Origin of the sequence: Spiroplasma poulsonii (genome assembly GCF_009866525.1) — a bacterium.
Taxonomy (GTDB): domain Bacteria; phylum Bacillota_I; class Bacilli_A; order Mycoplasmatales; family Mycoplasmataceae; genus Spiroplasma; species Spiroplasma poulsonii.
Genome location: NZ_CM020866.1, coordinates 1,639,417 through 1,665,142, shown reverse-complemented (window position 1 = coordinate 1,665,142; position 25,726 = coordinate 1,639,417). Strand labels below are relative to the sequence as shown.

The following is a 25,726-nucleotide window of genomic DNA, read 5'->3' as shown; positions in this document are numbered from 1 at the left end:
TTAACTAGCATAATTTAAAATATTTTTTTAATTAAGAAAGGAAATTATAAAATGGAATTAAAACAAAATTTATTAGGAAATTATAAAGAAAATAAAATAATAGAAACAAACAATGAAACTAAAAATTTCTTGATTGAAAGAGATAATGAGATATTTAAATTATATCAACAAGGAAAAATATTACAAGGATATAAGGTTGTATCAAAAATACCAAAAACAATTAAAACAGAAGATGGAGATATAACTTTAAAAAGACGAAGATATGTTAAATATGATGAAGAAAAAAATGAATATATAAACCGCTATCCTTTGGATGAAGAATTAGGTTTAAAAAAATACCAAAGAAATGAACAAAATTTAATAAATAAAATTACTTCATTTTTAGGCGATGGAAAAAGATATAAAGATATTTTAGATACTGTCGAAAACGCTAATCTTAGTGAAAGAACAATATCTAATATTTTTAAAAATGCAGATTTAGAAGAAACCGATTACATTAGTAATAAAAATAACAATAAAATTAAAATTCCAAATAATGTTTTATATATTCAAATTGATGGGGCATTTGAACCTATGTGAGAAAATAAAAAAAGAGTTGAAAATAAAATATTTCTTTCAACTATGCATGTTGGTGTTGATGAAGAAAAATCAACAAAAAACAGAAAAAAAATGAAAAAGAAAAAAGGCGTTTTTCAAATGATGAATAAAAATCATAAGAATAAAAATGATAAATCTAATATTGATAATTTTATTGATAAAATTTTTAAATCAATGGATACTTATGATATTAATGAAGATACTAAAATATTAATATTAAGTGATGGTGAAAAACAAATTAAAAAAATTTATATAGCAATAAAAGCAAAAAATAAAAAAAACACCGTATCATATAGTTTAGATAAATTTCATTTAGTAAAAAGATTTAAAGAATTATTCCCAAATCGTAAGAAAAACCAAATTCATAGATTAAAATATAAATTATCAAAAATATATTTTTTTACTGGAAATTATGAAGTATTATTAGATTTTTTAATGTTTCATTTGCCCTATGTTATTGATAATAAAAAGAAAATTTTATTAGAAACTATTGAATTAATTAAAAATAATAAAGAAGGAATTGAAAATCAAGCATTAGAATATAATATTGGTTGTCACATGGAAGGTGATATATCACACTACATTAAGGCAGTTAAGGGGCGTGGCGCGAAAATATATTGTAAAGAAACATTTATCAATATGTTAATTGCTTCAATGTTAAGACTTAATAGTAAAACAAATGAAGAAAAAATTGATAAAACTAATAAAAATAAAGAAAAAATTGAATTTAATATATTTAATTTAAATCAATCTAAAAAGCAATTTTTATCTTTATAAAAAATAAAAAACCTTTTAAAATTAGTAATAACTTTAAAAAGTATTTTTTAGTGTATCAAAATTCATAAATTTATAAATTATTTATTCAAATAAAAATTATGTTTTTAAAAAAGTTGAATTTTTTATAAATTTTGTTATCATTTAATTATAAGCGAAACTTAATTTGTTTCTAATTACTTAATTTTATTAAAAACCTCAAAATAATGTATACTACCATAAAAAAGATAATAAAATAAGCAATTGTTGTATTTGTCATTGGCAATTTAGTATTTCAAATTACATCAAAAATAAACAAAAATACATCAAAAATAAAACTAAAAATTTTATCTCAATTACTACTTTCTGATAATAAATTAATCATCTTTACCACTTCCTTTTTCTTTTTTAGGTTTTAAATTCTTTTTCAAAATATCAATATCAAACAATGTTAAACGCTCTTTAACACTTAATTTAGTAATTTCTGACCAATAATATTCTTTTTTATTAACTATTTCATCATTTTTTAAATCACGAACAAACTTTAATCATTGACTATCATATTTCTGTGCAAATTCTAACGGAATAATTATCTTAAAAAACCTGATTCCTAAACCAACATCAGATTTATGTTTTGCTCGCTTACCTTCTGCTGTTCGTTCTACTGATTTTGTCTTTCAAATTTCATAATCCGTAATATCTTGAAAAATACCAATTCGCATAATAAAGAAACGATTAAAAAAATTAAATCCTTTTTTAACAATAGGTTTTTTCAATGAAATTGGAATAATAATACCACTTGCTAATTGCCGAATATTGTTCCAAATCATACCCTCACGCTGAGCAGTAAACAAAGCACGATTACCAAAATGTCTTGCTAAAACAATTCACGGAATCTTACCACTATGAACTTTTTTCTCATCGTGGGGACTAGTTCTATCAATATATAAATAACTTTCATCAAATAAAATAACACTATCATCAGGAGGAACCGGTTTTGTTCTATCTGTAAAATCTAAATTTTTAAATGTTAAAACCTTAACTTTATCATCTTCTAACGGATAATTACTATAAATCTTATCTGTTAATAATTTCATAGTTTGTGATAAATAAGTTAAAAGTAAAGTTTTACCCGTTCCTAACTTACCAATAATTACCGATAACGGATTATCTCAAACAAAATTAACTAACCGAAAAGCATTCAACTGATAAAATATGTTTTTTCATACTCATCAAACAAAATAAACACATTGTAAAGCAAATAATAATCAAAATATTAAACCAGTATAATTTAATGAAATTATCCAAAGTAATAAATCAATTAAACTAAACAAAATCATTGAACCGCTAATATAACAATAATTTTTTAAGAAAAATATGAACTTTTTCATTTTACCTCCAATAGTTATTTATAATTAAACTAGTATTATTATGGTTAAACTAGTATTATTATGGTTTTCTCTCCCCACAAATCAAAAAAGAAAGTGATAAAAATTAAGAAAATTTTAAAAATAATTTCAATATTATTGCCTATTTATTGGAATTATAAACTTTTTAATCAATCCTATCGAGAAATTAATTACTACAATTAATTTTGTAAAATGAATATTTAAAAATATTAGTCAAATAAATGCAAAAGAAATATTTTTTACAACATTATTTATATTAATAATTATTGCATTCATAATAAAAATATATATTATATTCAAAAAAAGATTTTAAAATTTTGTGGGGAGAGAAAACCATAATAATAACAAAATTTAATTATTTAAAACAACTAACTATTTTAAAAACCATTCACAATAAAAACCACGTTAAAAATAAAATTACAATTCAAATACCAATCATAAGAGTTAAATATTCATTTTGTGTTAAATTTCAAGTTGTAATACTTTCAACGTTAAATTTGTCAATAAACAAAAATATATGAATAAAAAACTCTTTTAATTTTTCTCAATCATTTTGCATTTTTAAAAACTCCACATTTTTTGAATAAGTTTAAAAAATATTCCAAAAAATAAAACAATAAATAATACAAAAGATATAACATATAAAAATTCAGGGGCATTTGAACCAATAATATAACTAACAAATTGAACTCAATAGTCATATAAACTCATTTAATTTAAACTTTCTAGGTCTTTAATTAATTGTTGTTCTTTTTCATCACTTCAATTTGTTAAATTATTGTTAGTCGTTTTTACTTTTTTAGGTTCATTTTGAAATAAAGCTTTTTTCATTTGTGTAAAATAATTTTGTTTATATTGATTGTATAAATTTATTAATTCTGTTCCAGTTAAATACTTTCATACATGACGTTTTAAATTTTCATCATATTTTACAATAGGATAAGAATTATCATAAATCAAACCGATTGCTACTTGTTCTGAGTGTTTTTCACTCGGATAAATAAACTTATTACTCAATCAAAAACCAATATGGCGATTATGATTAGATAAATTTATAAAACTTGCTTTTTCTGTTTCAAAAACTATCAATTCTTTACGAATAAAATAATTTTCTACATTTTGATTTTTCTTAACAAAATTACTCAATTTTATCAACTCCTTAATAAACATTGTTTCTAATTAACAATGTTATAAATATTGTTAAATATTGCTTATCTATTGTTAAATAAACACTGTTAATAAACATTGTTAAATATAAAAATGATAAAAATTGGCACACTGAAAAATACTATTAAGTTTAAAATAATAGTTATATAAAATAATAAATTAATAAAATATAAATAAACTAGTGTGCCTTAACTAATACAAATAATTAGTTATAATAAATATTAAAATCCTTTAACCATAACACGGAAAAAGTTTAAAATCTTAATGATAACAAAAATACCAAATGGAATTAAAATAATTCACGCATCACCTAAAAAGGTCATTAATTGTGGTAATACAGCATAAATTGCTTCTTTAACTTTCATCATTGCTTGTCCTAATCCACTTCAAATAGAACCCATTCCATCTGAAATAGTAGGAGTATCTGCTGCTAAAAAATTAACCGCTGTTGTTAAATACATACCTAACATTATTTTTTATCCTCCTTACTTTCAATTTCTTTTTTATCTTTTTTCTTTCCTCGAATTTGACGAATTTTTTGATAAATCGATAAACCAATTCAAGCAAAAATACCTAATATAATAACAACACTAAATATTGTCGTTAATCAACCTGGCATAATATATCTCCTTTCAATAAATTAAAAAATTGAAATTTGCAAACTCGCTCCGCTCGTTGTCGCTTTGCTCCATTAAAAAACATTATTGAATAAATTATCCGCTAATAAATTACGCGGAATAATTTATTCTTTTACTTTTTAATTTCAATATCTTTTGCAATCTTATTGACAGTATTAATAACATTATCTTTACCGTACTTTTTCACTAACGACCGCAAAATCAAATATTGCTTTGTTTGCATAATTTCAACTCCTTAAAACTAACTTAAAAAAGTTAACTAAATTGATAGTTAACTTTTTATGGTTTGGAATTTACAATTTACACGGGCTTGAAAACACGAAACAGTAACGGCAATTGCCAAAAATGCTGATGTTCCTGTTTTTAACGGCCTAAGTGATTATAATCATTCGACACAAGCCTTATGTGATTTATTTACGATCTTAGAACACACTGACCCAACCTTGTATTTGAATAATGACTTTAGCAAATTAAAAATTGTTTTTATTGGTGATCGAACTAATGTTTGTAGTTCGTTAATGCACATTACGACAAAAATGGGAATGAACTTTGTTTATATTGCCCCGAAAAAATATCAATCACCACCAGAGTGAATTGATATTGCCAAAGCAAACATTAGACTTCTTGCATTACTTGTTAAAAAATTGCAAATATTTGTAAAAAAGATACTAATAGAAAAATATAATTTTAATTAATTATGTTTTTTATTTAAAAATTTAATATTTTTCCACAACGAAAAATTAATTTATTATTTAAATTATTTAATTTTAAATAAATATTTTATGTTAAATATAATAATTGTAAATTATAAATTGAGGCAATTAAATTAAATCTTAAACCAAATCTTTTTCTTCGATTACGATATTTTTCTGTAATAATTTTAAATTTTTTAAGAATAGCAAAAATATTTTCAATAATAATTCTCATTTTTGAAACTAGTCTATTATATTGCTTTTGTTCTTTGTTTAAAGGGTTTTTCTTTGTTTTCTTTGTAGGTATTAGAACATTATTGTGATTTTTTTGTATTCCTTGATAACCACTATCAACTATTAATTTGGTATTTTTTAAAATTGGGATTTTTGATTCTTTAAATAAAGCATAATCATGTTTTTTTCCGAGCGAAAAACTTGTTGCAATAATTTTTTTGGTTTCTTGTTCGATAATTACTTGTGTTTTGATCGTGTGTTTTTTCTTTTTACCAGAATAAGATTGTTTTTGTCTTTTTTTGGGCGTTGGATTGGAGTTTCGGTAGCATCAATAATAATAGTTTTATCATTAAAATAATCATTTATTAGTGCTTTTTTACCAGCAAGTTGTTGAAAATCAGAGTTTTTAATTAAAATATCTTCAATTCACTTAATATTACGATAACAATTAGCCTCACTAATATCAAAACTTTTACCAAGATGAAAATAAGTCTGATATTCTCGTCAATATAATAAAGTCATCAATAATCTATTTTCTAATGATAATTTATTAGTTTTACCACCTTTTTTAAATTTTTCTATTTCAGCAACTTTTAAAATATCTAACATTTTATTAAAAGTGGATTTTTTTATTCCTGTTAATCTTAACCATTCTCTATCATTAAGAGTATTAAATTTATTATTGTTCATATTTTTATGTCCTCATAAATTATATTTTATAATAATATTTTAATAAAAAAGGGTATCGCAAGAAGTCTATTAAAGAAAACAATAGCGGTAGTATTTTAATTACGGAAGATTTAAATTATGTTAAAGATGCCAATATTATTTATACCGATTTATGATAATGAGTTGACCAAGAAGATGAAGCAGACGAACGTGTAAAAGCCTTTAAACCAACTTATTAAATTACTAATGCCCTAATGGCAAAATCGGGATTACAAGCAAGATTTATGCACTGTTTGCCAGCTTCACGAAACATTGAAGTTATGGATGAAGTTATTGATTGAACTCAATCAATTGTTTTTCAACAAGCTGAAAACCGTTTAACTGCCCAACTGGTCTTGTTAGTTTACTTTATCTATCCACGCCTCGATATTGCCACAGAATCTACAAAAATTTATCATAGTGGTGATATTACTAGTTGATTAGATAATATTCAGTGTCCGTGAAAACAATGTTATACTTTTAATCATCAAGAATAATCTTTATGAAAACAAAGAAATTAAAAATAACTGATATTATCCTTTTTAACTTTAGTGCCATTTTTGTCCTTGACTCATTTGCTGCTGCTGCAAAAATTGGATGATCATCAATTATTTATTGATTTTTACTCGCAATCTTTTATTTTCTTCCCTATGGTTTTATTAGTGCTGAATTAAGTTCTACCTTTGGTGCTGAAGGTGGAATGTATGTTTGAGTGAAAAAAGCGTTTGGACGAAAATGAGCTGCACGAACAAATTGGTTATATTGAATTAACGTTGGACTATGAATGTCATCTGTTTACTTAGCTTTTTCAAGTACCTTATCATTTGCCTTTTTTAATAATACGCTAAACTTTTGAATTCAAATTGGAATTGCCTTATTGCTAACTTGAATTATAATCGTATTAAATTTTATTCGATTAGAGAAACTAAAATGAATTCCAAATTTAACATCAGTCGCAAAATTAATTGTAACTGTTGCCTTAATTGTGGGTGCAATTTACTGATTAGCAAATGGGCATCCAGTTTCAACTCTAATTAATGATGCAAAATTTGGTTTTTTACCTTCCTGATCAACAGGTGTTATCTTTCTGCCAGTTATTATTTATAATTTTTCTGGCTTTGAATTACAAAGTAATGCTACTGATAAAATTGATAATCCCCAAAAAACAATTCCAAAAAGTATTTTAATTAGTGGAATTATTATCATTATTTGTTATTTAATTGGAACCGCCGCTGTTAACATTATTGTTAATGTTAACCACCTTGATGAAGCAAATGGAATTATCCAATCAATTGGTGCTGCTTTTAAAGCACCATGAATCACAATGATTGTTGCTATTTTTATCTTGTTTACTTTCTTTGGAACAATGCTTACTTGAACATCTGGCGCAAACTTAGCAATTAAAGAGGCGGCTGAAGACGGTGAATTTCCAAGCATCTTTGCTTCTAAATTAAAAAATGATACACCATTATGAGCATCAATTATTACCGGTATTATTTCAACTATTGTTATTTTAATTGGCGGAGCAATGCTATCAGCAACACCAAATGTTGCAAACCTATTTTGAACCTTATATGCTTTTTCATCGCTGATGTTTTTAGCCCCTTACTTTTTAATCTTTCCTGCCTATATTAAATTACGGCTTAGCAAGCCTAATATTGAACGGTCATTTAAAATTAAAGGACCCCTATGAGTTCAATGAATTATTGTTTTACTTCCAACCATTATTATTATTTCTGTTATTTTGTTTATTTTTGGTAGTATTGTTGTTAAGAATGACACCTGAGCTTTCAATAGTGGCGGACAACACGTTACCTTTTGTATTGTTGGGAGCATTATCGTCATTATTGTTGGAGAAATCTTAATTAGTTACAACAAATGAAAACATAAAAAAGGAGGAACACAACAACATGAATAAGTTATTAAAAACAATACCGCAAGATGATGAATATTATATGCCCGGAGAATTCGAACCACACCAAGGCTGTTGAATGGTTTTCCCGGAACGAATTGATAATTGACGAAAAAATGCTGAGCCCGCACAAATTGTATATGCAAAAGTTGCTAATACAATTAATAAATATGAGCCTGTAAGAATGATTACTTCGCCACGAACAAAAGAAATTGCCAAAAAATTATTGGATCCAACCATTAAAATTTTAATCTTCGAAAACGACGATGCCTGAATGCGTGATATTGGTCCAGCCTTTTTAAAAAACAAAAGTGGTAATGTCCGTGCCGTTGATTGAGTCTTTAATGCGTGAGGAGGTTTAAATGGTGGCTTATACTTTCCATGGGATAATGATGATAAAATTGCCTCTGAAGTATGTGCTTATTTAAGCATTGATCGTTATCGTACTTCGTTTGTTTTAGAAGGAGGTAGTATTCATGTTGATGGTGAAGGAACCTTATATACGACAGAAGAATGTTTATTAAATCCTAATCGTAATCCAGATTTATCAAAAGCAGAAATTGAAGCAGCTTTAAAACAATACTTAAATATTAAAAAAGTAATTTGATTACCCTACGGAATTTTCAATGATGAAACAAGTGGCCACATTGATAATATGTGCTGTGTTGTTAAACCAGGAACCATTCTCTTGGCCTGAACTGATGATCAAAATGATCCCCAATATGAACGTAGTCTTGCTGCCCTCAAAGTGCTAGAAACAACAACTGATGCAATGGGTCGTAAAATTAAAGTAATTAAATTGCCAATTCCAACACCAATGTATACAACAAGAGAAGATACTAGTGATATTGTTGACAAAGAACATGTTAAAGCACGATTAGAAAATACCCGCTTAGCTGGTAGTTATGTTAATTTCTACATCACTAATGCTGCAATCATTTTACCAATCTTTAATTTAGCAACCGATCAACAAACAATTGATATTATTAGTACTGCTTTCCCACATCATAAGATTGAAATAATTTATGCTTATGAAATTTTATTGGGTGGTGGAAACATTCACTGTATTACACAACAACAACTTTAACAAAGAAAAAAACGACAACATTGTCCTTTTTTATGTCCTATTTATTTTGAACAGCTTCAATTCCCGGTAACGGTTTACCTTCCATATATTCTAGGCTTGCCCCACCACCAGTTGAAATATGGGTGAATTTATCTTTATAACCCAACTGAATTGCAGCAGCCGCTGAATCACCACCACCAATTAGGGTAAAAGCATCTTTTAATTCGGCAATTGATTCACAAACAGCTTTTGTTCCAATACTATAGTTACTAAATTCGAACACTCCCATTGGTCCGTTTCAAGCAACTGTTTTAGCACCAGCTAACTCTTTTTTAAACAACTCAATTGTTTTTGGCCCAATATCTAAGCCCATATAACCTTCATCAATCTCAACTCCGTTAGTAACTTTTGCTGGAACATCAGCAAATTCTGGTGCTTCTAACGCATCAATTGGTAAAATAATTTTCCCATTAGCTTTTGCTAAAAACTCTTTTGCAATATCAATTTTATCAGCTTCTAATAATGAATTTCCAATGTTATGACCTTGGGCGGCAAAAAAAGTATATGCCATTCCCCCACCAATTAAAATCTTATCCGCTTTTGTTAATAAATGTTCAATTACACCAATTTTATCTGAAACTTTAGCCCCACCAATAATTGCAACAAATGGTTTAACTGAATTATCAACTCCTTGTGATAACATTTTTACTTCTTTTTCAACTAGAAATCCTAAGCATGATTCCTTAATATTTGAAGCAATCCCGACATTTGAAGCATGAGCACGATGCGCTGTTCCAAAAGCATCATTAACAAAAACATCACCTAAACTCGCTCAATATTTTCCTAATGCTGTATCATTTTTACTTTCACGTTTTGCAGTTGCATTGCCATTATCATCAACACTAACTTGCCCATCTTTATCAAGAATGTCAGCAAATCTGGTATTTTGAAATAAAATAACATCTTGTTCTTGCATTTCATTAATTGCTGCTTCTAATTCTTTTCCTTCAAAAGCATCAACAAATTTAACTGGTCGTCCTAACTTTTGTTCCAAAACTTTAGCAACCGTCGCCATGTCACATTTTTCTAAATCAGCTACTGTTTTTACTTTTCCCAAATGTGAAAATAAAATAACTTTTGCCTGATGCTCTAGCAAATATTTAATTGTTGGTAATGCTGCTGTGATTCGATTATCATTTGTTACTTGCCCATCTTTCATTGGCACATTAAAATCAACTCTAACTAAAACTTTTTTCCCATTAACTTGAACATCTTTTAATTCTTTTTTATTCATAATAACTACTTTCTCACTTTCTTTTGTGCTTTATCTAATATATATCTTATCGTAAATTTTTCCTTTTAACAGCAATTATCAAGATATTCTAAGGCAAATTGCGCTGCTTTTGCCCCGTCACTAACAGCTGTTGCAATTTGACGCAATGTTGTATTCGTCACATCACCAGCTGCATATAACCCCGGCACTTTTGTTAAACATTTATTATCAACAATAAAGTATCCATTTTCATCTAAGACATCTAAATTTTTTGCAAAATCACTAATTGGAATTGCACCAATATATGGAAAGACTGCGCTAACTTCTAATTCTGTTATTTCATCAGTTTTAACATTTTTGACAACAATTGCTGTTACCCGATTTGCATCAACATCTTTAATTTCTGTTACAATGCTATCAACAATAAAATCAATTTTAGGGTTAGCCTTTGCTTTATTAACAATGTTCATATCCGCACGGAATTGGTCACGACGATGAATCAAATAAACTTTATTAACAAACCGTGCTAAATACATTGCTTCTTCAATTGCAGCATAACCACCACCAACAACAACGACATCTTTTCCTCGATATAAAGCACCATCACAAACAGCACAGTACGAAACACCACGACTATTTAATTCAATTTCCCCAGGAATTCCCAATTTTCGTTCAACAGTTCCAGTTGCCACAATTACTACTTTTGCAAATAATTTTTTACCTGATAATAAATCTAATTCAAATAAATTATCTTTTTTAGTAATATTTGTTACGCGTTCTGCTAAATAGGGAATATTTAATTTTTGGGTTTGTTCAAACATTTTTAATGCTAAATCTGGGCCTTGAATACTATCAAACCCCGGATAATTTTCAATTTCACTGGTTTTTGTTATTTTTCCTCCTGGAGCCCCTTTTTCAATCATTGCAATCTTAGCCATTGCCCGTGCCCCATAAATTGCAGCAGTTATCCCCCCTGGTCCTGCACCAATGATTAATATATCATATATTTCATTAGTATTGTTTTTCATACAATCATCCGCCTTTTCTTCATTTCATAACAGCTATTCACTGTGCAAATAATATTAAAATTAAACCAATCCCAATCATTAAACTAAGAATAACATAATCAAGGATCCGCATATTTTTAATAAATAAATCATGATCATCACGTTGTGTTTCTAAAATTATCCGAATAATATTATAACCAGCAAGGTATATTCCTGTTTGGATCCCACAACGGAAAATCTTTAATCGATGGGGGTTTTCTACTTTTTCTAACTCTCGTTTATCAGCTTTTAAAATTTGTTTTAAACGTGCACCGTGATATTTAAAGTAAGTTTTCATTACTTGTTTTTTTGTCATTTTATGTTTATTTTTAAAATAAACTTTTTTTAAATTTACCTCCTGTGATAGGTTATTGACTATCATTGGGTCAGGTTTAATATCATAATATCATTTTGCTCAAATCCCTTTTCACGATAGTTTCGTAAAATCGGGTTCTTCTTTTTTAAACCGTCAATAATAACTATAACGAAATATTAATGGTAATGCAATCACAATTAAAATTCATAATAAAATATTAGCAAATGATTCATATAAAAAAATTGGTTGAAAATATTGCACATTATTAAAATCAGTTGGATCAACAGGACCACCACCAATTCCGACCGCTTGTGTTGGGTGAAAATTATTTGGGATTGGATCAGGAACATATCATTTAAACAAATTGTCGCGAATAAAACTTGGTAGTCACATTAATTGCTCTCGTGCAACAGCTGCTCCCAATAACTCATGATTAAAAAAATTACCTCAACGCCCAATTGCTTGTGCTAATAAAATATTTGGAACAATTAAATCAGCATAAACTCAAATGGAAATATTATGTTTCCGTGATTCAAATCCAAATCAAATTCACCCGGTTATTAAACCAAAAATTAAACCACCATGAATACTCATTCCTGGTTGTCAAAACGCAAATAACGTAAAAAAGAAAATTGGATTCTTAGCATCGTATTTTCCAAAAAAACTAGCTCCTAATAAAGCAATTGGTGAAATAACAAAGATTCCTAAATATAATCCTTGGGTGTGAATATGGCGTTTACGAAAATTAACTCACAACAAAATAATTGTAATTGCAAAGCCACAAAAAATTAAAAATCAATATGGTCGAAATCAATTCCCATACGTATCATGGGCAATTCATGTTCCTAAATTCACCAGCCCTACTCCTTTTTCTATTTTGAATATTTTTTAAAACGATCTTGTAATGTTTTCATTGAAGAGATACCAGCTGCTTCTAATTTTAATTTTGAAACAGCTGTTTCAACTAATTCACTAACATTTCGTCCATACGTAACGGGAATTGTTACAATTGGAACTTGTGTATCTAAAATTTTAATATATTTATATTCTGAGCCAAGACGGTCGATTGATTTATATTGCTCATCCTCAAGATGAATCAATTCAATTACTAAATCAATTGTTGTTTCATCTAATAAAACTTGTAAGCCATAAATTTTGCTTAAATCTAAAATCCCTAAACCACGAACCTCAATTAAATTTTTTAACATTTCATGTGATTGCCCATACAACTTATTATTTCGTTGTTGAATAATAATCCGATCATCACCAACAAATAAATGATTTTTTTTAACTAATTCTAATGTCATCTCAGATTTTCCGATGCCAGATTTTCCTTTTAATAAAATTCCTTTCCCAAAAATATTAATTAATGACGCATGTTCTTCCACTATTGGAGCAAAGTGTTCATCAAAAAATTCTAGGACAACTTGATACAAACGACTTGTGGTAATATTTTTTGCTAAAACAACCGGACAATCATGCTTGTCGGCAATTGTTAATAATACTTTATCCGTAAACTTTTCTGTCAAAATAATCATTGGAATGTTTTCATTTAAAATATATTCATAACGTTCTTTTTTTATCTCATCAGTTAATGTATTAACAAATAATTTCTCTTTATTTGATAATAAAACTACCCGACGGTTACTATTATTTTTTTCAAAATCAAATCCTGCTAACTCTAACCCCGGACGATTAAGACCATAAACTTTAACTTCACGGTTAAGTCCTTTTGCTCCTGCTAAAACTTCATATTCAAATCTATCAACAATATCTTTTACAATAAACTTTTCCACCCTAAGTTCCTCCTCGTAGTTTAATACTATCACAAATTTTTATTATGCCTCAATTTCAATAATAATATCGCGTAATTCTGCTGCTCGTTCAAAGTCAAGTTTCTCACTGGCTTCATACATTTCTTTTCGCAAATCGTGAAGCAATGCTTCTTTTGTTGTTTTATATTCTTTTGATTTTTTATTTTTAATTTTTTGTAATTTATCATCCTGACGTTTAATATTAGTATAATCACGAATGCTTTTAATAATTGTCGTTGGTGTAATATGATATTTTTGATTATACTCGTCTTGAATTCGACGACGACGCGCTGTTTCTGCCATTGCTTTTTCCATTGCATCAGAAACATTATCTGCATATAAAATAACATGCCCACTAGCATTTCGTGCTGCGCGTCCAATTGTTTGAATTAAACTACGTTCATTACGTAAGAAACCTTGTTTATCAGCATCTAAAATACAAATTAGTGATACTTCTGGGATATCAATTCCTTCCCGAATCAAGTTAACACCAACAATACAATCATAAACACCCTTTCGTAAGTCTAATAAAATTTGACTCCGTTCCAATGTTTTTAATTCACTATGTAAATAAGCAACTTTAACATTTTGTTCTTGTAAATAACTTGTTAAATCTTCTGACATTCGAATTGTTAAAGTTGTAATAAATACCCGTTCATTTTTTTCACGGCGACTTTTAACTTGGGCAATAATATCATCGATTTGCCCAACTGTTCCTTTTACCTCAACAGTTGGGTCTAATAAACCAGTTGGTCGAATAATTTGTTCAACTACTTTTTGATTAACTAATGCTAATTCATAATCACTTGGTGTTGCCGAAACATAAATAACATTCTTTAATTTTTGATTAAATTCATCAAAATTTAGCGGGCGATTATCTAGCGCACTTTTTAATCGAAACCCATAATTAACTAGTGTTTCTTTCCGACTGCGATCAGTATTATACATTGCCCGAATTTGGGGTAATGACATATGTGATTCATCAATAATTGTTAAAAAATCATCACCAAAAAAATCAATTAAAGTATATGGAGCTTCTCCTTCACTTCGTAAATCTAAATGCCGTGAGTAATTTTCAATCCCAGAACAAATTCCACTTTCTCGTAACGAATCTAAATCATATTCTGTCCGTTGTTTTAATCGTTGTGTTTCAACAATTTTTCCTTCCTGTTCTAATTCTGCTAGGCGAACTTTTAATTCTGCTTCAATCCGTTTGATTGCTTCTGCTAATCGTTCTGGTGAAGTAATATAATCTTGTGCCGGGAAAATTGTTAATGTTGATAACCGTTGTGTTACATCACCAGTTAACCCATCAATATATGCTAAGCCTTCAATCTCATCACCAAATAAATCAATCCGAATAAAAGTTTTAATATTTCATCCCGGAACAATTTTAATGACATCTCCTTTTGCACTGAAACTACCTGGAATTAATTCAATATCATTTCGGACATATCCTGAAGATACTAAAAAATTTGCTAACGCTTTTTTACTAATTTTCTGGTTACGATCAACTTGAAAAAAAGATTTTTTATATTCGTTGGGATCTTGGGCCCCATAAATTGCAGCAACCGAAGCAACAACAATTACATCCTTACGCGTTGTTAAAGCATTAAAAGCACTTAGACGCATCATATCTAATTCCATATTTTGACGAGCATCCTTGTCAACATATAAATCATTGCTAGGAACATATGCTTCTGGTTGATAAAAGTCAAAGTTTGAAACAAAATATTCCACCCGATTTTCCGGAAACATTTCTTTTAATTCAACATATAATTGCATTGCCAATGTTTTGTTATGAGCCATTACTAATGTTGGTTTTTGATAATTTTCAATAACATTTGCCATCGTAAAGGTTTTTCCAGTCCCAGTCGCTCCCAGTAAAACTTGATGTTTTTTACTCGCAAGTAAATTTGTTGTTAATTGTTCAATTGCTAATGGTTGGTCACCAGCTGGCAAATAATTAGCGATTAGTTTAAACATTATGACACTCCCCTTATACTGCTCTCTTTTTATTCTACTTTAATTATATCAATCTTCGCTTTAAATATTTTAAAAATAAAAAAAGTAAAATTAATTTTACTTTTTATCCATTCGTAATGTTGGCAACTGGAATATCAACTCCTGCTCAATAAATATCAATTGTTTCATTAGTTGTAAATTTCATAACTTGAATATTCATTTTATAAGTTCCTGTAACTTTACCACCAATTGGCGTGATTGTTACAGCATACTTTCCTTCAACTAAATTACCACCAGCACTACCACCAGCTGGTCGTGCATCAATTGTTGTATTCAAAGTAACACCATTGCGATATTCTCGTGGCATTCATTTTAAAACCGCTGCTTTAACTGCTGTTTCTAAGTCATCTTCTTTATAATTACTATTTAAAAATGATGGTGCTGGAATTTTATTTGAAAACTTTGTTAAGTCTAAGTCAACAACTGGTTTATTTAAAACTCCAACTATAATTTCTAATTTTTTATCCACTGTTGTAGCCGCGCTTTTTGCTGACACAATAACTTTATATGGTTTTACTGTTAATGCTTTTGTATCATCAGTTTCATTTTCAACAGTATATTCAATTTCGGTTTTATCAACTGCTGGAGCAACAAATGATTCAACATAATTTTTAACCGCTGCTTTTAAATCGCTAACCTTGTTACCAACAGTTAAATCAACTGAAAAATATTTTGTTGGAATTGTTTCTAAATTAAACTTAAAGTTAGCTTTATCAACAACATCAACTTTAAAATTACCTAATCCCTGAATTGTTTTAGCGTTTTTTTTGCTTCCAAAGTAAGTTCGTAAGTTCCAACCACTAATTTCCCACCGGCAGTTCCACCACTTGGTCTTGTTTTAACAACTAATTCAACTTCAGCAGGATCAATTTTAATGTTACTTTCTTTATCTAATTCAGCAATAACAACTTTTGTAATATCTGCTTCACTATCATTGGCTGTGAAAAAATCTTTTTTAAGTCACCCAAAATCAACAGCACTTAAATTAGGTAACATTGAATAACCATACTCATGAATTTTTGCTTTGCCACTAATTTGGTAGTAACCCATCAACATTTTTTTGCAGCAGGACTAACTTTTGCTTTTTTATACATTAGACTTCTTGCGATACCCCTTTTTATTAAAATATTATTATAAAATATAATTTATGAGGACATAAAAATATGAACAATAATAAATTTAATACTCTTAATGATAGAGAATGGTTAAGATTAACAGGAATAAAAAAATCCACTTTTAATAAAATGTTAGATATTTTAAAAGTTGCTGAAATAGAAAAATTTAAAAAAGGTGGTAAAACTAATAAATTATCATTAGAAAATAGATTATTGATGACTTTATTATATTGACGAGAATATCAGACTTATTTTCATCTTGGTAAAAGTTTTGATATTAGTGAGGCTAATTGTTATCGTAATATTAAGTGAATTGAAGATATTTTAATTAAAAACTCTGATTTTCAACAACTTGCTGGTAAAAAAGCACTAATAAATGATTATTTTAATGATAAAACTATTATTATTGATGCTACCGAAACTCCAATCCAACGCCCAAAAAAAGACAAAAACAATCTTATTCTGGTAAAAAGAAAAAACACAAGATCAAAACACAAGTAATTATCGAACAAGAAACCAAAAAAATTATTGCAACAAGTTTTTCGCTCGGAAAAAAACATGATTATGCTTTATTTAAAGAATCAAAAATCCCAATTTTAAAAAATACCAAATTAATAGTTGATAGTGGTTATCAAGGAATACAAAAAAATCACAATAATGTTCTAATACCTACAAAGAAAACAAAGAAAAACCCTTTAAACAAAGAACAAAAGCAATATAATAGACTAGTTTCAAAAATGAGAATTATTATTGAAAATATTTTTGCTATTCTTAAAAAATTTAAAATTATTACAGAAAAATATCGTAATCGAAGAAAAAGATTTGGTTTAAGATTTAATTTAATTGCCTCAATTTATAATTTACAATTATTATATTTAACATAAAATATTTATTTAAAATTAAATAATTTAAATAATAGACTTCTTGCATTACTTGTTAAAAAATTGCAAATATTTGTAAAAAAGATACTAATAGAAAAATATAATTTTAATTAATTATGTTTTTTATTTAAAAATTTAATATTTTTCCACAACGAAAAATTAATTTATTATTTAAATTATTTAATTTTAAATAAATATTTTATGTTAAATATAATAATTGTAAATTATAAATTGAGGCAATTAAATTAAATCTTAAACCAAATCTTTTTCTTCGATTACGATATTTTTCTGTAATAATTTTAAATTTTTTAAGAATAGCAAAAATATTTTCAATAATAATTCTCATTTTTGAAACTAGTCTATTATATTGCTTTTGTTCTTTGTTTAAAGGGTTTTTCTTTGTTTTCTTTGTAGGTATTAGAACATTATTGTGATTTTTTTGTATTCCTTGATAACCACTATCAACTATTAATTTGGTATTTTTTAAAATTGGGATTTTTGATTCTTTAAATAAAGCATAATCATGTTTTTTTCCGAGCGAAAAACTTGTTGCAATAATTTTTTTGGTTTCTTGTTCGATAATTACTTGTGTTTTGATCGTGTGTTTTTTCTTTTTACCAGAATAAGATTGTTTTTGTCTTTTTTTGGGCGTTGGATTGGAGTTTCGGTAGCATCAATAATAATAGTTTTATCATTAAAATAATCATTTATTAGTGCTTTTTTACCAGCAAGTTGTTGAAAATCAGAGTTTTTAATTAAAATATCTTCAATTCACTTAATATTACGATAGCAATTAGCCTCACTAATATCAAAACTTTTACCAAGATGAAAATAAGTCTGATATTCTCGTCAATATAATAAAGTCATCAATAATCTATTTTCTAATGATAATTTATTAGTTTTACCACCTTTTTTAAATTTTTCTATTTCAGCAACTTTTAAAATATCTAACATTTTATTAAAAGTGGATTTTTTTATTCCTGTTAATCTTAACCATTCTCTATCATTAAGAGTATTAAATTTATTATTGTTCATATTTTTATGTCCTCATAAATTATATTTTATAATAATATTTTAATAAAAAAGGGTATCGCAAGAAGTCTAATAAATTAATTTTTCGTTGTGGAAAAATATTAAATTTTTAAATAAAAAACATAATTAATTAAAATTATATTTTTCTATTAGTATCTTTTTTACAAATATTTGCAATTTTTTAACAAGTAATGCAAGAAGTCTAATGTACGAATTCACAGCAAATTAAATTATTTAACACCAATTGAATATAAAAATCTTTACTCTACATAAAATTTGTCCAAAAAACCCTTGCCATTCCATACCATCTTTAATTAAAGATAGTGTTTTTTTATTACAAGAAAAGAGTATTTGATATTTGATACATTGGGCTAGGTACCAAAGATAAAAAATATCTCGGTAAACAAACTATAACATAATTTTGTTATTTACCACAGTTTTTATTGCCCGTATTAATCGTAAATCACTCATCATCAACTTTTTGAACTGTAAAACTACAATTCAAACACTTTTGTAAATCAACATCCACAATCATTAAATTATGATTTTTAGTATCTTTATTCTCTACTTTTTTCATCATATTTTGTCTACTTTCATTTCTTCTGTTTTTTATTTTTTCTATGGTATTCATGTTCTTCTTCAACAAAAAAATAATTAACCGTATCAGTTCAAAATTCATTGCGAAATTCCTTATCTTTTTTTAAAAAATAATCAATTTCACTTGAAACCGGATTTCTTACTAAAAAATCATCAAACCTTTTTTTATGTTCTATACAAAAAACACATCCCCTTTCAACAAGCAATTTATTTTTTATACAATGTGGAACAATACAAATATTTTGATCTAATTTCATTGTTATTTGATTTCCTTGATGAGTTCTTCATAAGCTTGTTTTTGACGCCAATAATACGGGTTCTCCCAAATACTTATAAAATCATTATTTGATGTAGTAAAAACTTCCGATGTTTTAATTTCAACATTAGACAATAATTTACTAAAATCGTATTTATTTAACCATTTCATTATTTTAGTACGATTGTCATTATCACTAATATTATTAAATACTATTTTTAATATTGGTTTGTTGCGTTTTAATTCAGTTATTATTAATTCTAAATTATTATTTAAGTCTAATATTCCTTTAAAACTTGTACTATCACAATTGGTAGGAACAATTATTAAATCACTAAATATTAATCAATTTAAACTTAAATCATCTGTTGTTGGTGGATAATCAATCAACACATAATCATAACTATCAAATATATCTATGTTTTTTTTGTAAACTTGTAAACCGACTAAATACCAATTATGATTATCATAAATTTCTCGCATAATTGGTAGTGTTTTTCTTAGTGTTTCACCGCCAACAATAATATCAATATTTTTATATTTTGTTGGTTGAATTACTTTATTTATAGGTATTTCACAATCACTCGCAATAATTTTATGCAATGATTTTGACATATCTATATTTTCATACTGTAATAAATAACTTAAACTTGCTTGGGTATCTAAATCAATTAATAAAACTTTTTTATTATCATCTGCTAATTTATAAGCAACATTTTTGCATAATGTTGTTTTACCAACCCCACCTTTTTTATTACAAAAACTAATCATCTTCATTTTTACTATTCTCCAATCTATTAAAATAATCTTCTAAAATTTCATTCATTAAAGTTGTTTTACTTCATTTTCTTTTTTGTGCTAATTCATTAAATTTTAAAATTAAGTTAACTTTACAAGTCATAGGAGTTAACTTAATTCTTTTATCTTTTTTTATTTCAGCAGAAAAAGAAACAGTTTTGTTTAGTTTTTTTTCAATATCTATATCTTTTTTATCTAAAATTGGCATTTTATTTTCCTTTCTTATATATTAGTATTACAAATATTACAAGTAATATTTTATAATAAAACCAAAATAAATCAAGCATTTTATATAAAATATTACTTATATTACAAATATTACAAATAATATTTTATAATTATTTTAATTAATAACATCTTTTATTACCATTTCCCGATGAAAATAACACTCAATGCAGCACAGACAACGATAGCAAAACAAACAATGAAAAACCCTTATAAAATAAGGGTTTAAAATAGGGGGCTAGGCTAAATTATTCGATTTAAATTGGTTTAAACATTTCACAGGAATACTAATCAATTTTTATGTTAATATTATTTTGTATCAAATAATAACTTAGCAACATAACAAAATAATCAGAATTTCAGAAAGGAAATAACAAAATGAAAAAATTACTAAGCTTATTAAGCATAATAACAATTGCCGGAACTAGTATGCCAACAGTTATTGCCACAAGTAATTATGAAAAAAATGTTATTAAAGATTTATCTGAATTAAATTGAACAGATTTAATTACAAACAGAAATAAAAGAGATGTTAATACACGTGTAATAAAAACTGATGGAGCTAATAAACCAACAGCACAACAAATCAAAGATAGATTAAAAAATAAAAATCCTCAATTAGATATCACAAAAATTAATGTTATAAATATTACTAATAACAGTGCAACAATTATTATAATTGGATTTAGTGGTCAAAAAACAATAAATTTTGTAGTTGATAAATCTATTGATTTAAGTACAATTATTACAAATACAAATTTAGGAGAAATTGATTTTTCAAACTTTGATAATTATTCATATAAACAACAAATCAAAGATAGATTAAAAGAATTAAATCCACAATTAGACATCACAAAAATAAAAGTTACAATTCCTAACATAAATAATGCCATAATTACTTCAAATGATAAAAATATTTATACTGGTGAAATAAAGATAAATTATAGTAGACCAGTAAAATCAGTTTTTAAAAACCTTGAATTAGGATCAATTATGACTAATGGGACTGATAAACCAGCAGAACAACAAATCAAAGATAGATTAAAGCAATTAAATGATGATTTAAAAGATGTTATAAATGATTTTGAAATTAGTAATATCACGCGTACAAGTGCAAAAATAAGTTTTAATAGAAAAGATATTTTAAGTGGTGAAGCAGTGGTTAAATTCATATCTAATATTAATTTAAATAAAATTATTACAAATAATAATTTAGGCGAATTTATAACTAATAATTTGTCTAAACCAGCAGAACAACAAATCAAAGATAGATTAAAAGAATTAAATCCACAATTAGACATCACAAAAATAAAAGTTACAATTCCTAACACAAATAATGCCACAATTACTTCAAATGATAATACTTTTTATAGTGGTAACCCTATAAATGTTAACTACACTATTTCAATAAGTTCAATTAATTGATAAATATTATTTAAAATAAAAAGAGCATATCAATATGCTCTTTTTATTTTTTGTTGTTTCAAAATTTCGTAGCTGTTTAGTTATTGCAACTCCGGTAGTTATTGTGTGTGTCAGATGATGACTTTTTGATTTTCTGTTTTAAAGTCATCTTTGTTGATTTGGCGTTGAATTCAGTTAGCTAGTGTTTGGGTTGGCGTAATTCAATAGATTTGTCCACCATTGCGTAATCATTTAGTGTGTTCGTCTAATTTTTTCTTAAAACGACTTGGTGATTTTTGTGTTCGCTCAAATTCGACATAAATTTCACTATCATCATTTTTGGTGATAATTAAATCGGGATAAGCGTTGAGATTACCGTTTTCCATTTTGAGCTCTCGCTCTGTTTGATAATGTACAATATCGGTTTGTACAACAAGTCATTTAATTAACATGTCTTGGTGGGGGAGTTCATAACAATTTATCTTAATTGCTTTTTTATGTTCACGCCCAACAAAAGTATTACCCTTATGAGAGAGAATAAATATTTTTTCTTGTATGCTGGTCTATTTTATAAAAACCTTTTGAAGCGTTGGAATGGCAAGGGTTTTTTGGACAAATTTTATGTAGAGTAAAGATTTTTATATTCAATTGGTGTTAAATAATTTAATTTGCTGTGAATTCGTACATTATTGTATCAATTAACATAGTCAAATAATTCTAATTTAAATTGTTCAATATTTTTAAATTTTCTGTTTTTAATTAATTCTGTTTTTAAAATTTTATAGGTTGATTCAGAAACAGCATTATCATAAGGACAGCCTGGTTTACTATAAGATTTTGCAACATTGTTTTTAGCTAAAAGATTGTAAATGATATTGTTATTAAATTCGCTGCCTTGATCAGTATGAAATATTTTAATATTATCTAAAGAAAAACTAAGCTTTTTAAAAGTATTTTCAACTAATTTGGCATCTTTATGAGAACTAACATCATAACCAATAACTTCACGATTAAATAAATCAATTAGAAAGCACACATAATATCATTTGCTATTGATAGCAACTTGTGTTAAATCACTGACAACAACTTCATGTAGTTTATAATTATTAAATTCTTGATTTAACAAATTATGATATTTGTATATAGCGTTTTTGTTACTTTGATGTTTATATTTAAGTTTTGTATAATTGGAAATTAAGTTATATCTTTGCATTATTTTACTAATTTTTATTCGTGATAATAAAATATTTTGTTGTGCTAACATAACTTTAATTTTTCTTGTGCCATAATTTTTACGACTTTTTAAGAAAATACTGATAACAGCATTATCAATAGTATGGTTTGATTTAGGATTATTTGATTTCAATTGATAATAAAACGTTGATCTAGGAACTTTTAGTGTTTTGCATAAATTAGTAATTGCATATTTTTCTTTGTTGTTTTTAATAATTACTATTTTTTGCCTATTATCAGTGTGGCTTGCTTTAAAATATCATTTTCCATTCGTAATTGTTTAATTTCTTTTCTTAGATGAATTAGTTCATTTTCTTCTGGGCTTCGATTATCTTTTGCTTTAAATGAACCAGAATTATTGAATTCATAAATTCATTTTCAAACTGTTGATTTACCGACCCGATAGTCACTGGACAATTGTTTTGCTGTTTTACCTGTTTTATAAAGACTAACAATTTGTTGTTTAAATTCATCGGTATAATGATTCTTTGCCATAATTACACCTCCATTTATTAATTTAATTATAATCCTTACTCCACATTATTGTTGTCCAATTTATCTTAACCCATCCAAATTAATATCACCAACATTCATAGATGCTGAAGTAAAGAATTCAATCGGAATACGATTAAATATTCAGTGTTCAACCGCAATAAATACCATGTTAATAAATATTTTCTTCAATAACGGGTCTTTAAATGTTTCAAACTTTAATTTTGTAAAAGGATAGTTTAAATAAGAATTAATCATATTTTGAGCCCTTAATGCAAAAGTTTTAAATCATAATTCGACATCACCTTTAAAGAACTTATTATAACGAACAGGAACTTGAGTAATTTTACCTGTCATTGGAATAAAATTATTATAATTTTCCAAAGTAACATTTTGTCATAATTCATTTAACATTCAACCATCTCCTTATCATTTATTTCTTTTTGATTTGATTTTATTTAAGATAAACTTTTTACTACTTAATAGTGTTTTTGTTTTAATTGTTTTGTTTAAATCTTGGTTTGCTCTGAATTGTTTGTATGTTTGAAACGCTAAACCACCACCCAACAAACTAGTAACCGCACTGTTTTCTAGTGTTTTTAACATTTTATCTTTATTAGTAAGATTGTTTTTAAATTGTTCTTGCAATTTTAATACCTTAGCAATTGTTCGATATATTTTAAAACTATCTTTTACGATTTGTTGATAAGCAACTGGAGCAAAAGAAACTAAATTAAATAAACTTGCTTTTTTAAATCCTCAGCCAATAAACCATTCACTGTTCATATAGAATTTAAAAGGTTCAGAAGCCAAAACAAACTGTTCTGCTTTGATTAAAGTTGTCATAACGACAATAGGGGCATATTGCGTATTTTTATAATATATTGTTAAAGCAACTTCACCGGCAACTGATAAAGGAGCAATTTTAACTGCTAAAAAAACATCAGAACCATAGGCAAAAGGTAATAATTGGCCTTTTTTAATAGCCTTAGTTTCAAATTTAGATAATATTTTTTTAGTTTTATCAGTAATTTTATTAATTACTTTTTGTTTAATAGCAATTATTTGTTTTTCAATTGGGGCTAATAATTTTTTAGTTACTTTTTGAATATAAAAATTTGGGTTTAAATGATTTAAAATTTTATTTAATTTAATTGGTATTTGATGTAAAATATTTAATAATTTATTATTAAATATTTTACTGCCCCGCATTAAATTAGCATTTAATAGTAGGTTTTTACCAACACCTTTTTTATGAAGATTGGCCATAATTTTATATCATTCATCAGTATTTATTTTGCTTATTTTATTAATATTTAACCCATATTCAGACAATCATTTATTAGCATTTTTTTCATTTACGCTTGGTATTTTTTGAACTAATTTAGGACTTATTTTTTGAATATTTTTCTCAATTTTTAATAAATTATTAATTGTTTCTAAATTAGAAACTTTAAAACCTCTATAAAAATCATTTCGTGCTAATTTTCCAATTGTATATAATAAAGTTTCATTATTAGCCTGTTTTGTAAAATCAAATATTAATTTATCAGATAAAATCTTTTTACCCGTAACTTGGCTTACAATATCTTCTAAATTATTGGCAGTTATTAACCCTAATTTTTCAAGTAATTTATTTTCTTTGGCTAATTTTAAAATTCTAGTTGTGCGAGCAGCCCGTGTTAATTTACCAACACCACCAATTGCCGGTAACAAATTTAATGCAGTACTTTTTACTGTCACTTCCGAGGTTAATTTATCGTATATTTGATTTACAGCAAAATCGGTTGCCGTTTCTACTCCAAATGAGATAAATGCTGCAGCAAAATTAGATAAGCCCGCCCCCAATCCAATAGCCGAAACAATCCCCCCAGTCAAAACTGACAAACCAAGAGCTAAAACTTGAATTCCTAAAAATTCTAATAATTGTAAACCAAAACTTTTTTTTTGTTGCTGCGTAGACAATCTGGTCGGAGTTTTTTTAACAGCATAAATAAGAGCTGTTTTAGATGTTCCAATTGGCATATCTATCAAACGAAAAAG

Annotated in this window: 33 protein-coding genes; 8 read left to right on the top strand and 25 right to left on the bottom strand. The window is 26.7% G+C overall.

All coding sequences use genetic code 4. The features are described 5' to 3' along the window. The first annotated feature begins 51 nt into the window (after positions 1-51). Complete coding sequence (locus tag MSROBK_RS09440) at positions 52-1,374, top strand: Mbov_0401 family ICE element transposase-like protein (protein WP_040094247.1); 1,323 nt, start codon at positions 52-54, stop codon at positions 1,372-1,374. Positions 1,375-1,727: 353 nt separating this feature from the next. Here the strand turns inward: MSROBK_RS09440 and MSROBK_RS09435 are convergent, their stop codons facing one another. The 5 genes from MSROBK_RS09435 to MSROBK_RS09415 all read right to left on the bottom strand — a co-directional run bounded on the left by MSROBK_RS09435 (position 1,728) and on the right by MSROBK_RS09415 (position 4,545). Beyond that, positions 1,728-2,741, bottom strand: a complete 1,014-nt coding sequence (locus MSROBK_RS09435; protein ID WP_040094245.1) for a hypothetical protein — start codon at positions 2,739-2,741, stop codon at positions 1,728-1,730. Between the two features lie 373 nt (positions 2,742-3,114). Continuing rightward, on the bottom strand, positions 3,115-3,318 hold the full coding sequence (locus MSROBK_RS09430; RefSeq protein WP_040092609.1) for a DUF2649 family protein: 204 nt from the start codon (positions 3,316-3,318) through the stop codon (positions 3,115-3,117). Between the two features lie 152 nt (positions 3,319-3,470). Next, complete coding sequence (locus MSROBK_RS09425; protein WP_040094240.1) at positions 3,471-3,905, bottom strand: DUF3627 domain-containing protein; 435 nt, start codon at positions 3,903-3,905, stop codon at positions 3,471-3,473. A 242-nt stretch (positions 3,906-4,147) separates the two neighbouring features. Continuing rightward, on the bottom strand, positions 4,148-4,396 hold the full coding sequence (locus MSROBK_RS09420) for a hypothetical protein (protein WP_040092611.1): 249 nt from the start codon (positions 4,394-4,396) through the stop codon (positions 4,148-4,150). Beyond that, on the bottom strand, positions 4,396-4,545 hold the full coding sequence (locus tag MSROBK_RS09415) for a hypothetical protein (RefSeq protein ID WP_084217950.1): 150 nt from the start codon (positions 4,543-4,545) through the stop codon (positions 4,396-4,398). The genes MSROBK_RS09420 and MSROBK_RS09415 overlap by 1 nt, the downstream gene beginning before the upstream one ends. A gap of 300 nt (positions 4,546-4,845) precedes the next feature. Here MSROBK_RS09415 and MSROBK_RS09410 point away from each other — a divergent pair, with 300 nt between their 5' ends. Then, complete coding sequence (locus MSROBK_RS09410) at positions 4,846-5,259, top strand: hypothetical protein (RefSeq protein WP_040094239.1); 414 nt, start codon at positions 4,846-4,848, stop codon at positions 5,257-5,259. An 85-nt stretch (positions 5,260-5,344) separates the two neighbouring features. On the opposite strand, the gene MSROBK_RS14225 is transcribed toward MSROBK_RS09410, so the two are convergent. Further along, positions 5,345-5,743 carry a transposase family protein gene (locus MSROBK_RS14225; protein WP_242441474.1) on the bottom strand — a complete coding sequence of 133 codons (399 nt, stop codon included), beginning with the start codon at positions 5,741-5,743 and terminating at the stop codon, positions 5,345-5,347. After that, positions 5,728-6,180, bottom strand: coding sequence for an IS5 family transposase (locus MSROBK_RS14220; protein ID WP_040092446.1), 453 nt, complete (start codon positions 6,178-6,180; stop codon positions 5,728-5,730). The genes MSROBK_RS14225 and MSROBK_RS14220 overlap by 16 nt, the downstream gene beginning before the upstream one ends. Positions 6,181-6,413: 233 nt before the next feature. Here MSROBK_RS14220 and MSROBK_RS11885 point away from each other — a divergent pair, with 233 nt between their 5' ends. The 3 genes from MSROBK_RS11885 to aguA are packed head-to-tail and all read left to right on the top strand — an operon-like array spanning position 6,414 to position 9,197. Then, on the top strand, positions 6,414-6,695 hold the full coding sequence (locus MSROBK_RS11885) for a Rossmann-fold NAD(P)-binding domain-containing protein (protein ID WP_052443550.1): 282 nt from the start codon (positions 6,414-6,416) through the stop codon (positions 6,693-6,695). 5 nt (positions 6,696-6,700) lie between these two features. Next, positions 6,701-8,116 carry an APC family permease gene (locus tag MSROBK_RS09395; RefSeq protein WP_040094238.1) on the top strand — a complete coding sequence of 472 codons (1,416 nt, stop codon included), beginning with the start codon at positions 6,701-6,703 and terminating at the stop codon, positions 8,114-8,116. Beyond that, on the top strand, positions 8,109-9,197 hold the full coding sequence (gene aguA / locus MSROBK_RS09390; protein ID WP_040094236.1) for an agmatine deiminase: 1,089 nt from the start codon (positions 8,109-8,111) through the stop codon (positions 9,195-9,197). Before MSROBK_RS09395 ends, aguA begins: the two co-directional genes overlap by 8 nt. 37 nt (positions 9,198-9,234) lie before the next feature. Here aguA and MSROBK_RS09385 read toward each other — a convergent pair whose 3' ends face one another. From MSROBK_RS09385 to MSROBK_RS09355, 7 genes are all read right to left on the bottom strand, one after another. Next, positions 9,235-10,470 (bottom strand): phosphoglycerate kinase, encoded by a 1,236-nt coding sequence (locus MSROBK_RS09385; protein ID WP_040094233.1) that lies wholly within the window; start codon positions 10,468-10,470, stop codon positions 9,235-9,237. A 65-nt stretch (positions 10,471-10,535) separates the two neighbouring features. Beyond that, positions 10,536-11,477, bottom strand: a complete 942-nt coding sequence (gene trxB / locus MSROBK_RS09380; protein WP_040094230.1) for a thioredoxin-disulfide reductase — start codon at positions 11,475-11,477, stop codon at positions 10,536-10,538. Next, positions 11,461-12,666 carry a prolipoprotein diacylglyceryl transferase gene (locus MSROBK_RS09375; protein WP_040094228.1) on the bottom strand — a complete coding sequence of 402 codons (1,206 nt, stop codon included), beginning with the start codon at positions 12,664-12,666 and terminating at the stop codon, positions 11,461-11,463. The genes trxB and MSROBK_RS09375 overlap by 17 nt, the downstream gene beginning before the upstream one ends. 17 nt (positions 12,667-12,683) lie before the next feature. Further along, the gene (hprK, locus tag MSROBK_RS09370) at positions 12,684-13,607 is read right to left on the bottom strand and encodes an HPr(Ser) kinase/phosphatase (protein ID WP_040094226.1); all 924 of its coding nucleotides are present in this window, start codon (positions 13,605-13,607) and stop codon (positions 12,684-12,686) included. Between the two features lie 42 nt (positions 13,608-13,649). Next, entirely contained in the window at positions 13,650-15,611 is a 1,962-nt protein-coding gene (uvrB, locus tag MSROBK_RS09365; protein ID WP_040094224.1) for an excinuclease ABC subunit UvrB, read from the bottom strand. 103 nt (positions 15,612-15,714) lie between these two features. Further along, a complete protein-coding gene (locus MSROBK_RS09360) occupies positions 15,715-16,119 on the bottom strand; it encodes a hypothetical protein (protein WP_052443549.1) in 405 nt (134 codons plus the stop codon). 269 nt (positions 16,120-16,388) lie between these two features. Further along, complete coding sequence (locus MSROBK_RS09355; protein WP_052443548.1) at positions 16,389-16,706, bottom strand: hypothetical protein; 318 nt, start codon at positions 16,704-16,706, stop codon at positions 16,389-16,391. 107 nt (positions 16,707-16,813) lie between these two features. On the opposite strand from MSROBK_RS09355, the gene MSROBK_RS14215 reads away from it, so the two are divergent. Together MSROBK_RS14215 and MSROBK_RS14210 are read left to right on the top strand one after the other, a co-directional pair. Beyond that, a complete protein-coding gene (locus MSROBK_RS14215; RefSeq protein WP_040092446.1) occupies positions 16,814-17,266 on the top strand; it encodes an IS5 family transposase in 453 nt (150 codons plus the stop codon). Continuing rightward, complete coding sequence (locus tag MSROBK_RS14210) at positions 17,251-17,649, top strand: transposase family protein (protein WP_242441474.1); 399 nt, start codon at positions 17,251-17,253, stop codon at positions 17,647-17,649. The genes MSROBK_RS14215 and MSROBK_RS14210 overlap by 16 nt, the downstream gene beginning before the upstream one ends. 196 nt (positions 17,650-17,845) lie before the next feature. Here MSROBK_RS14210 and MSROBK_RS14205 read toward each other — a convergent pair whose 3' ends face one another. The 6 genes from MSROBK_RS14205 to MSROBK_RS09325 all read right to left on the bottom strand — a co-directional run bounded on the left by MSROBK_RS14205 (position 17,846) and on the right by MSROBK_RS09325 (position 20,537). Beyond that, the gene (locus MSROBK_RS14205) at positions 17,846-18,244 is read right to left on the bottom strand and encodes a transposase family protein (RefSeq protein ID WP_242441474.1); all 399 of its coding nucleotides are present in this window, start codon (positions 18,242-18,244) and stop codon (positions 17,846-17,848) included. Continuing rightward, positions 18,229-18,681, bottom strand: a complete 453-nt coding sequence (locus tag MSROBK_RS14200; RefSeq protein ID WP_040092446.1) for an IS5 family transposase — start codon at positions 18,679-18,681, stop codon at positions 18,229-18,231. Before MSROBK_RS14200 ends, MSROBK_RS14205 begins: the two co-directional genes overlap by 16 nt. Positions 18,682-19,102: 421 nt before the next feature. Next, the gene (locus MSROBK_RS09340) at positions 19,103-19,258 is read right to left on the bottom strand and encodes a hypothetical protein (protein ID WP_157944249.1); all 156 of its coding nucleotides are present in this window, start codon (positions 19,256-19,258) and stop codon (positions 19,103-19,105) included. Positions 19,259-19,265: 7 nt separating this feature from the next. Then, the gene (locus tag MSROBK_RS09335; protein WP_040094221.1) at positions 19,266-19,532 is read right to left on the bottom strand and encodes a hypothetical protein; all 267 of its coding nucleotides are present in this window, start codon (positions 19,530-19,532) and stop codon (positions 19,266-19,268) included. A gap of 2 nt (positions 19,533-19,534) precedes the next feature. After that, the gene (locus MSROBK_RS09330; RefSeq protein WP_040094219.1) at positions 19,535-20,308 is read right to left on the bottom strand and encodes a ParA family protein; all 774 of its coding nucleotides are present in this window, start codon (positions 20,306-20,308) and stop codon (positions 19,535-19,537) included. Beyond that, positions 20,295-20,537 carry a hypothetical protein gene (locus tag MSROBK_RS09325; RefSeq protein ID WP_040094217.1) on the bottom strand — a complete coding sequence of 81 codons (243 nt, stop codon included), beginning with the start codon at positions 20,535-20,537 and terminating at the stop codon, positions 20,295-20,297. Before MSROBK_RS09325 ends, MSROBK_RS09330 begins: the two co-directional genes overlap by 14 nt. 395 nt (positions 20,538-20,932) lie before the next feature. On the opposite strand from MSROBK_RS09325, the gene MSROBK_RS09320 reads away from it, so the two are divergent. After that, entirely contained in the window at positions 20,933-21,982 is a 1,050-nt protein-coding gene (locus MSROBK_RS09320; protein ID WP_040094215.1) for a hypothetical protein, read from the top strand. A 95-nt stretch (positions 21,983-22,077) separates the two neighbouring features. Here the strand turns inward: MSROBK_RS09320 and MSROBK_RS09315 are convergent, their stop codons facing one another. From MSROBK_RS09315 to MSROBK_RS09295, 5 genes are all read right to left on the bottom strand, one after another. Beyond that, positions 22,078-22,410, bottom strand: coding sequence for a hypothetical protein (locus MSROBK_RS09315; protein WP_133165078.1), 333 nt, complete (start codon positions 22,408-22,410; stop codon positions 22,078-22,080). Positions 22,411-22,577: 167 nt separating this feature from the next. Next, positions 22,578-23,378: an IS3 family transposase gene (locus MSROBK_RS09310; protein WP_242441467.1), complete on the bottom strand. Its 801-nt coding sequence runs from the start codon at positions 23,376-23,378 to the stop codon at positions 22,578-22,580. A gap of 32 nt (positions 23,379-23,410) precedes the next feature. Beyond that, positions 23,411-23,686, bottom strand: a complete 276-nt coding sequence (locus MSROBK_RS09305) for an IS3 family transposase (protein ID WP_040093636.1) — start codon at positions 23,684-23,686, stop codon at positions 23,411-23,413. 60 nt (positions 23,687-23,746) lie between these two features. Continuing rightward, positions 23,747-24,097 (bottom strand): hypothetical protein, encoded by a 351-nt coding sequence (locus MSROBK_RS09300; protein WP_040094211.1) that lies wholly within the window; start codon positions 24,095-24,097, stop codon positions 23,747-23,749. A gap of 12 nt (positions 24,098-24,109) precedes the next feature. Next, positions 24,110-25,708 carry a hypothetical protein gene (locus tag MSROBK_RS09295; protein WP_040094209.1) on the bottom strand — a complete coding sequence of 533 codons (1,599 nt, stop codon included), beginning with the start codon at positions 25,706-25,708 and terminating at the stop codon, positions 24,110-24,112. Between the last annotated feature and the right edge of the window lie 18 nt (positions 25,709-25,726).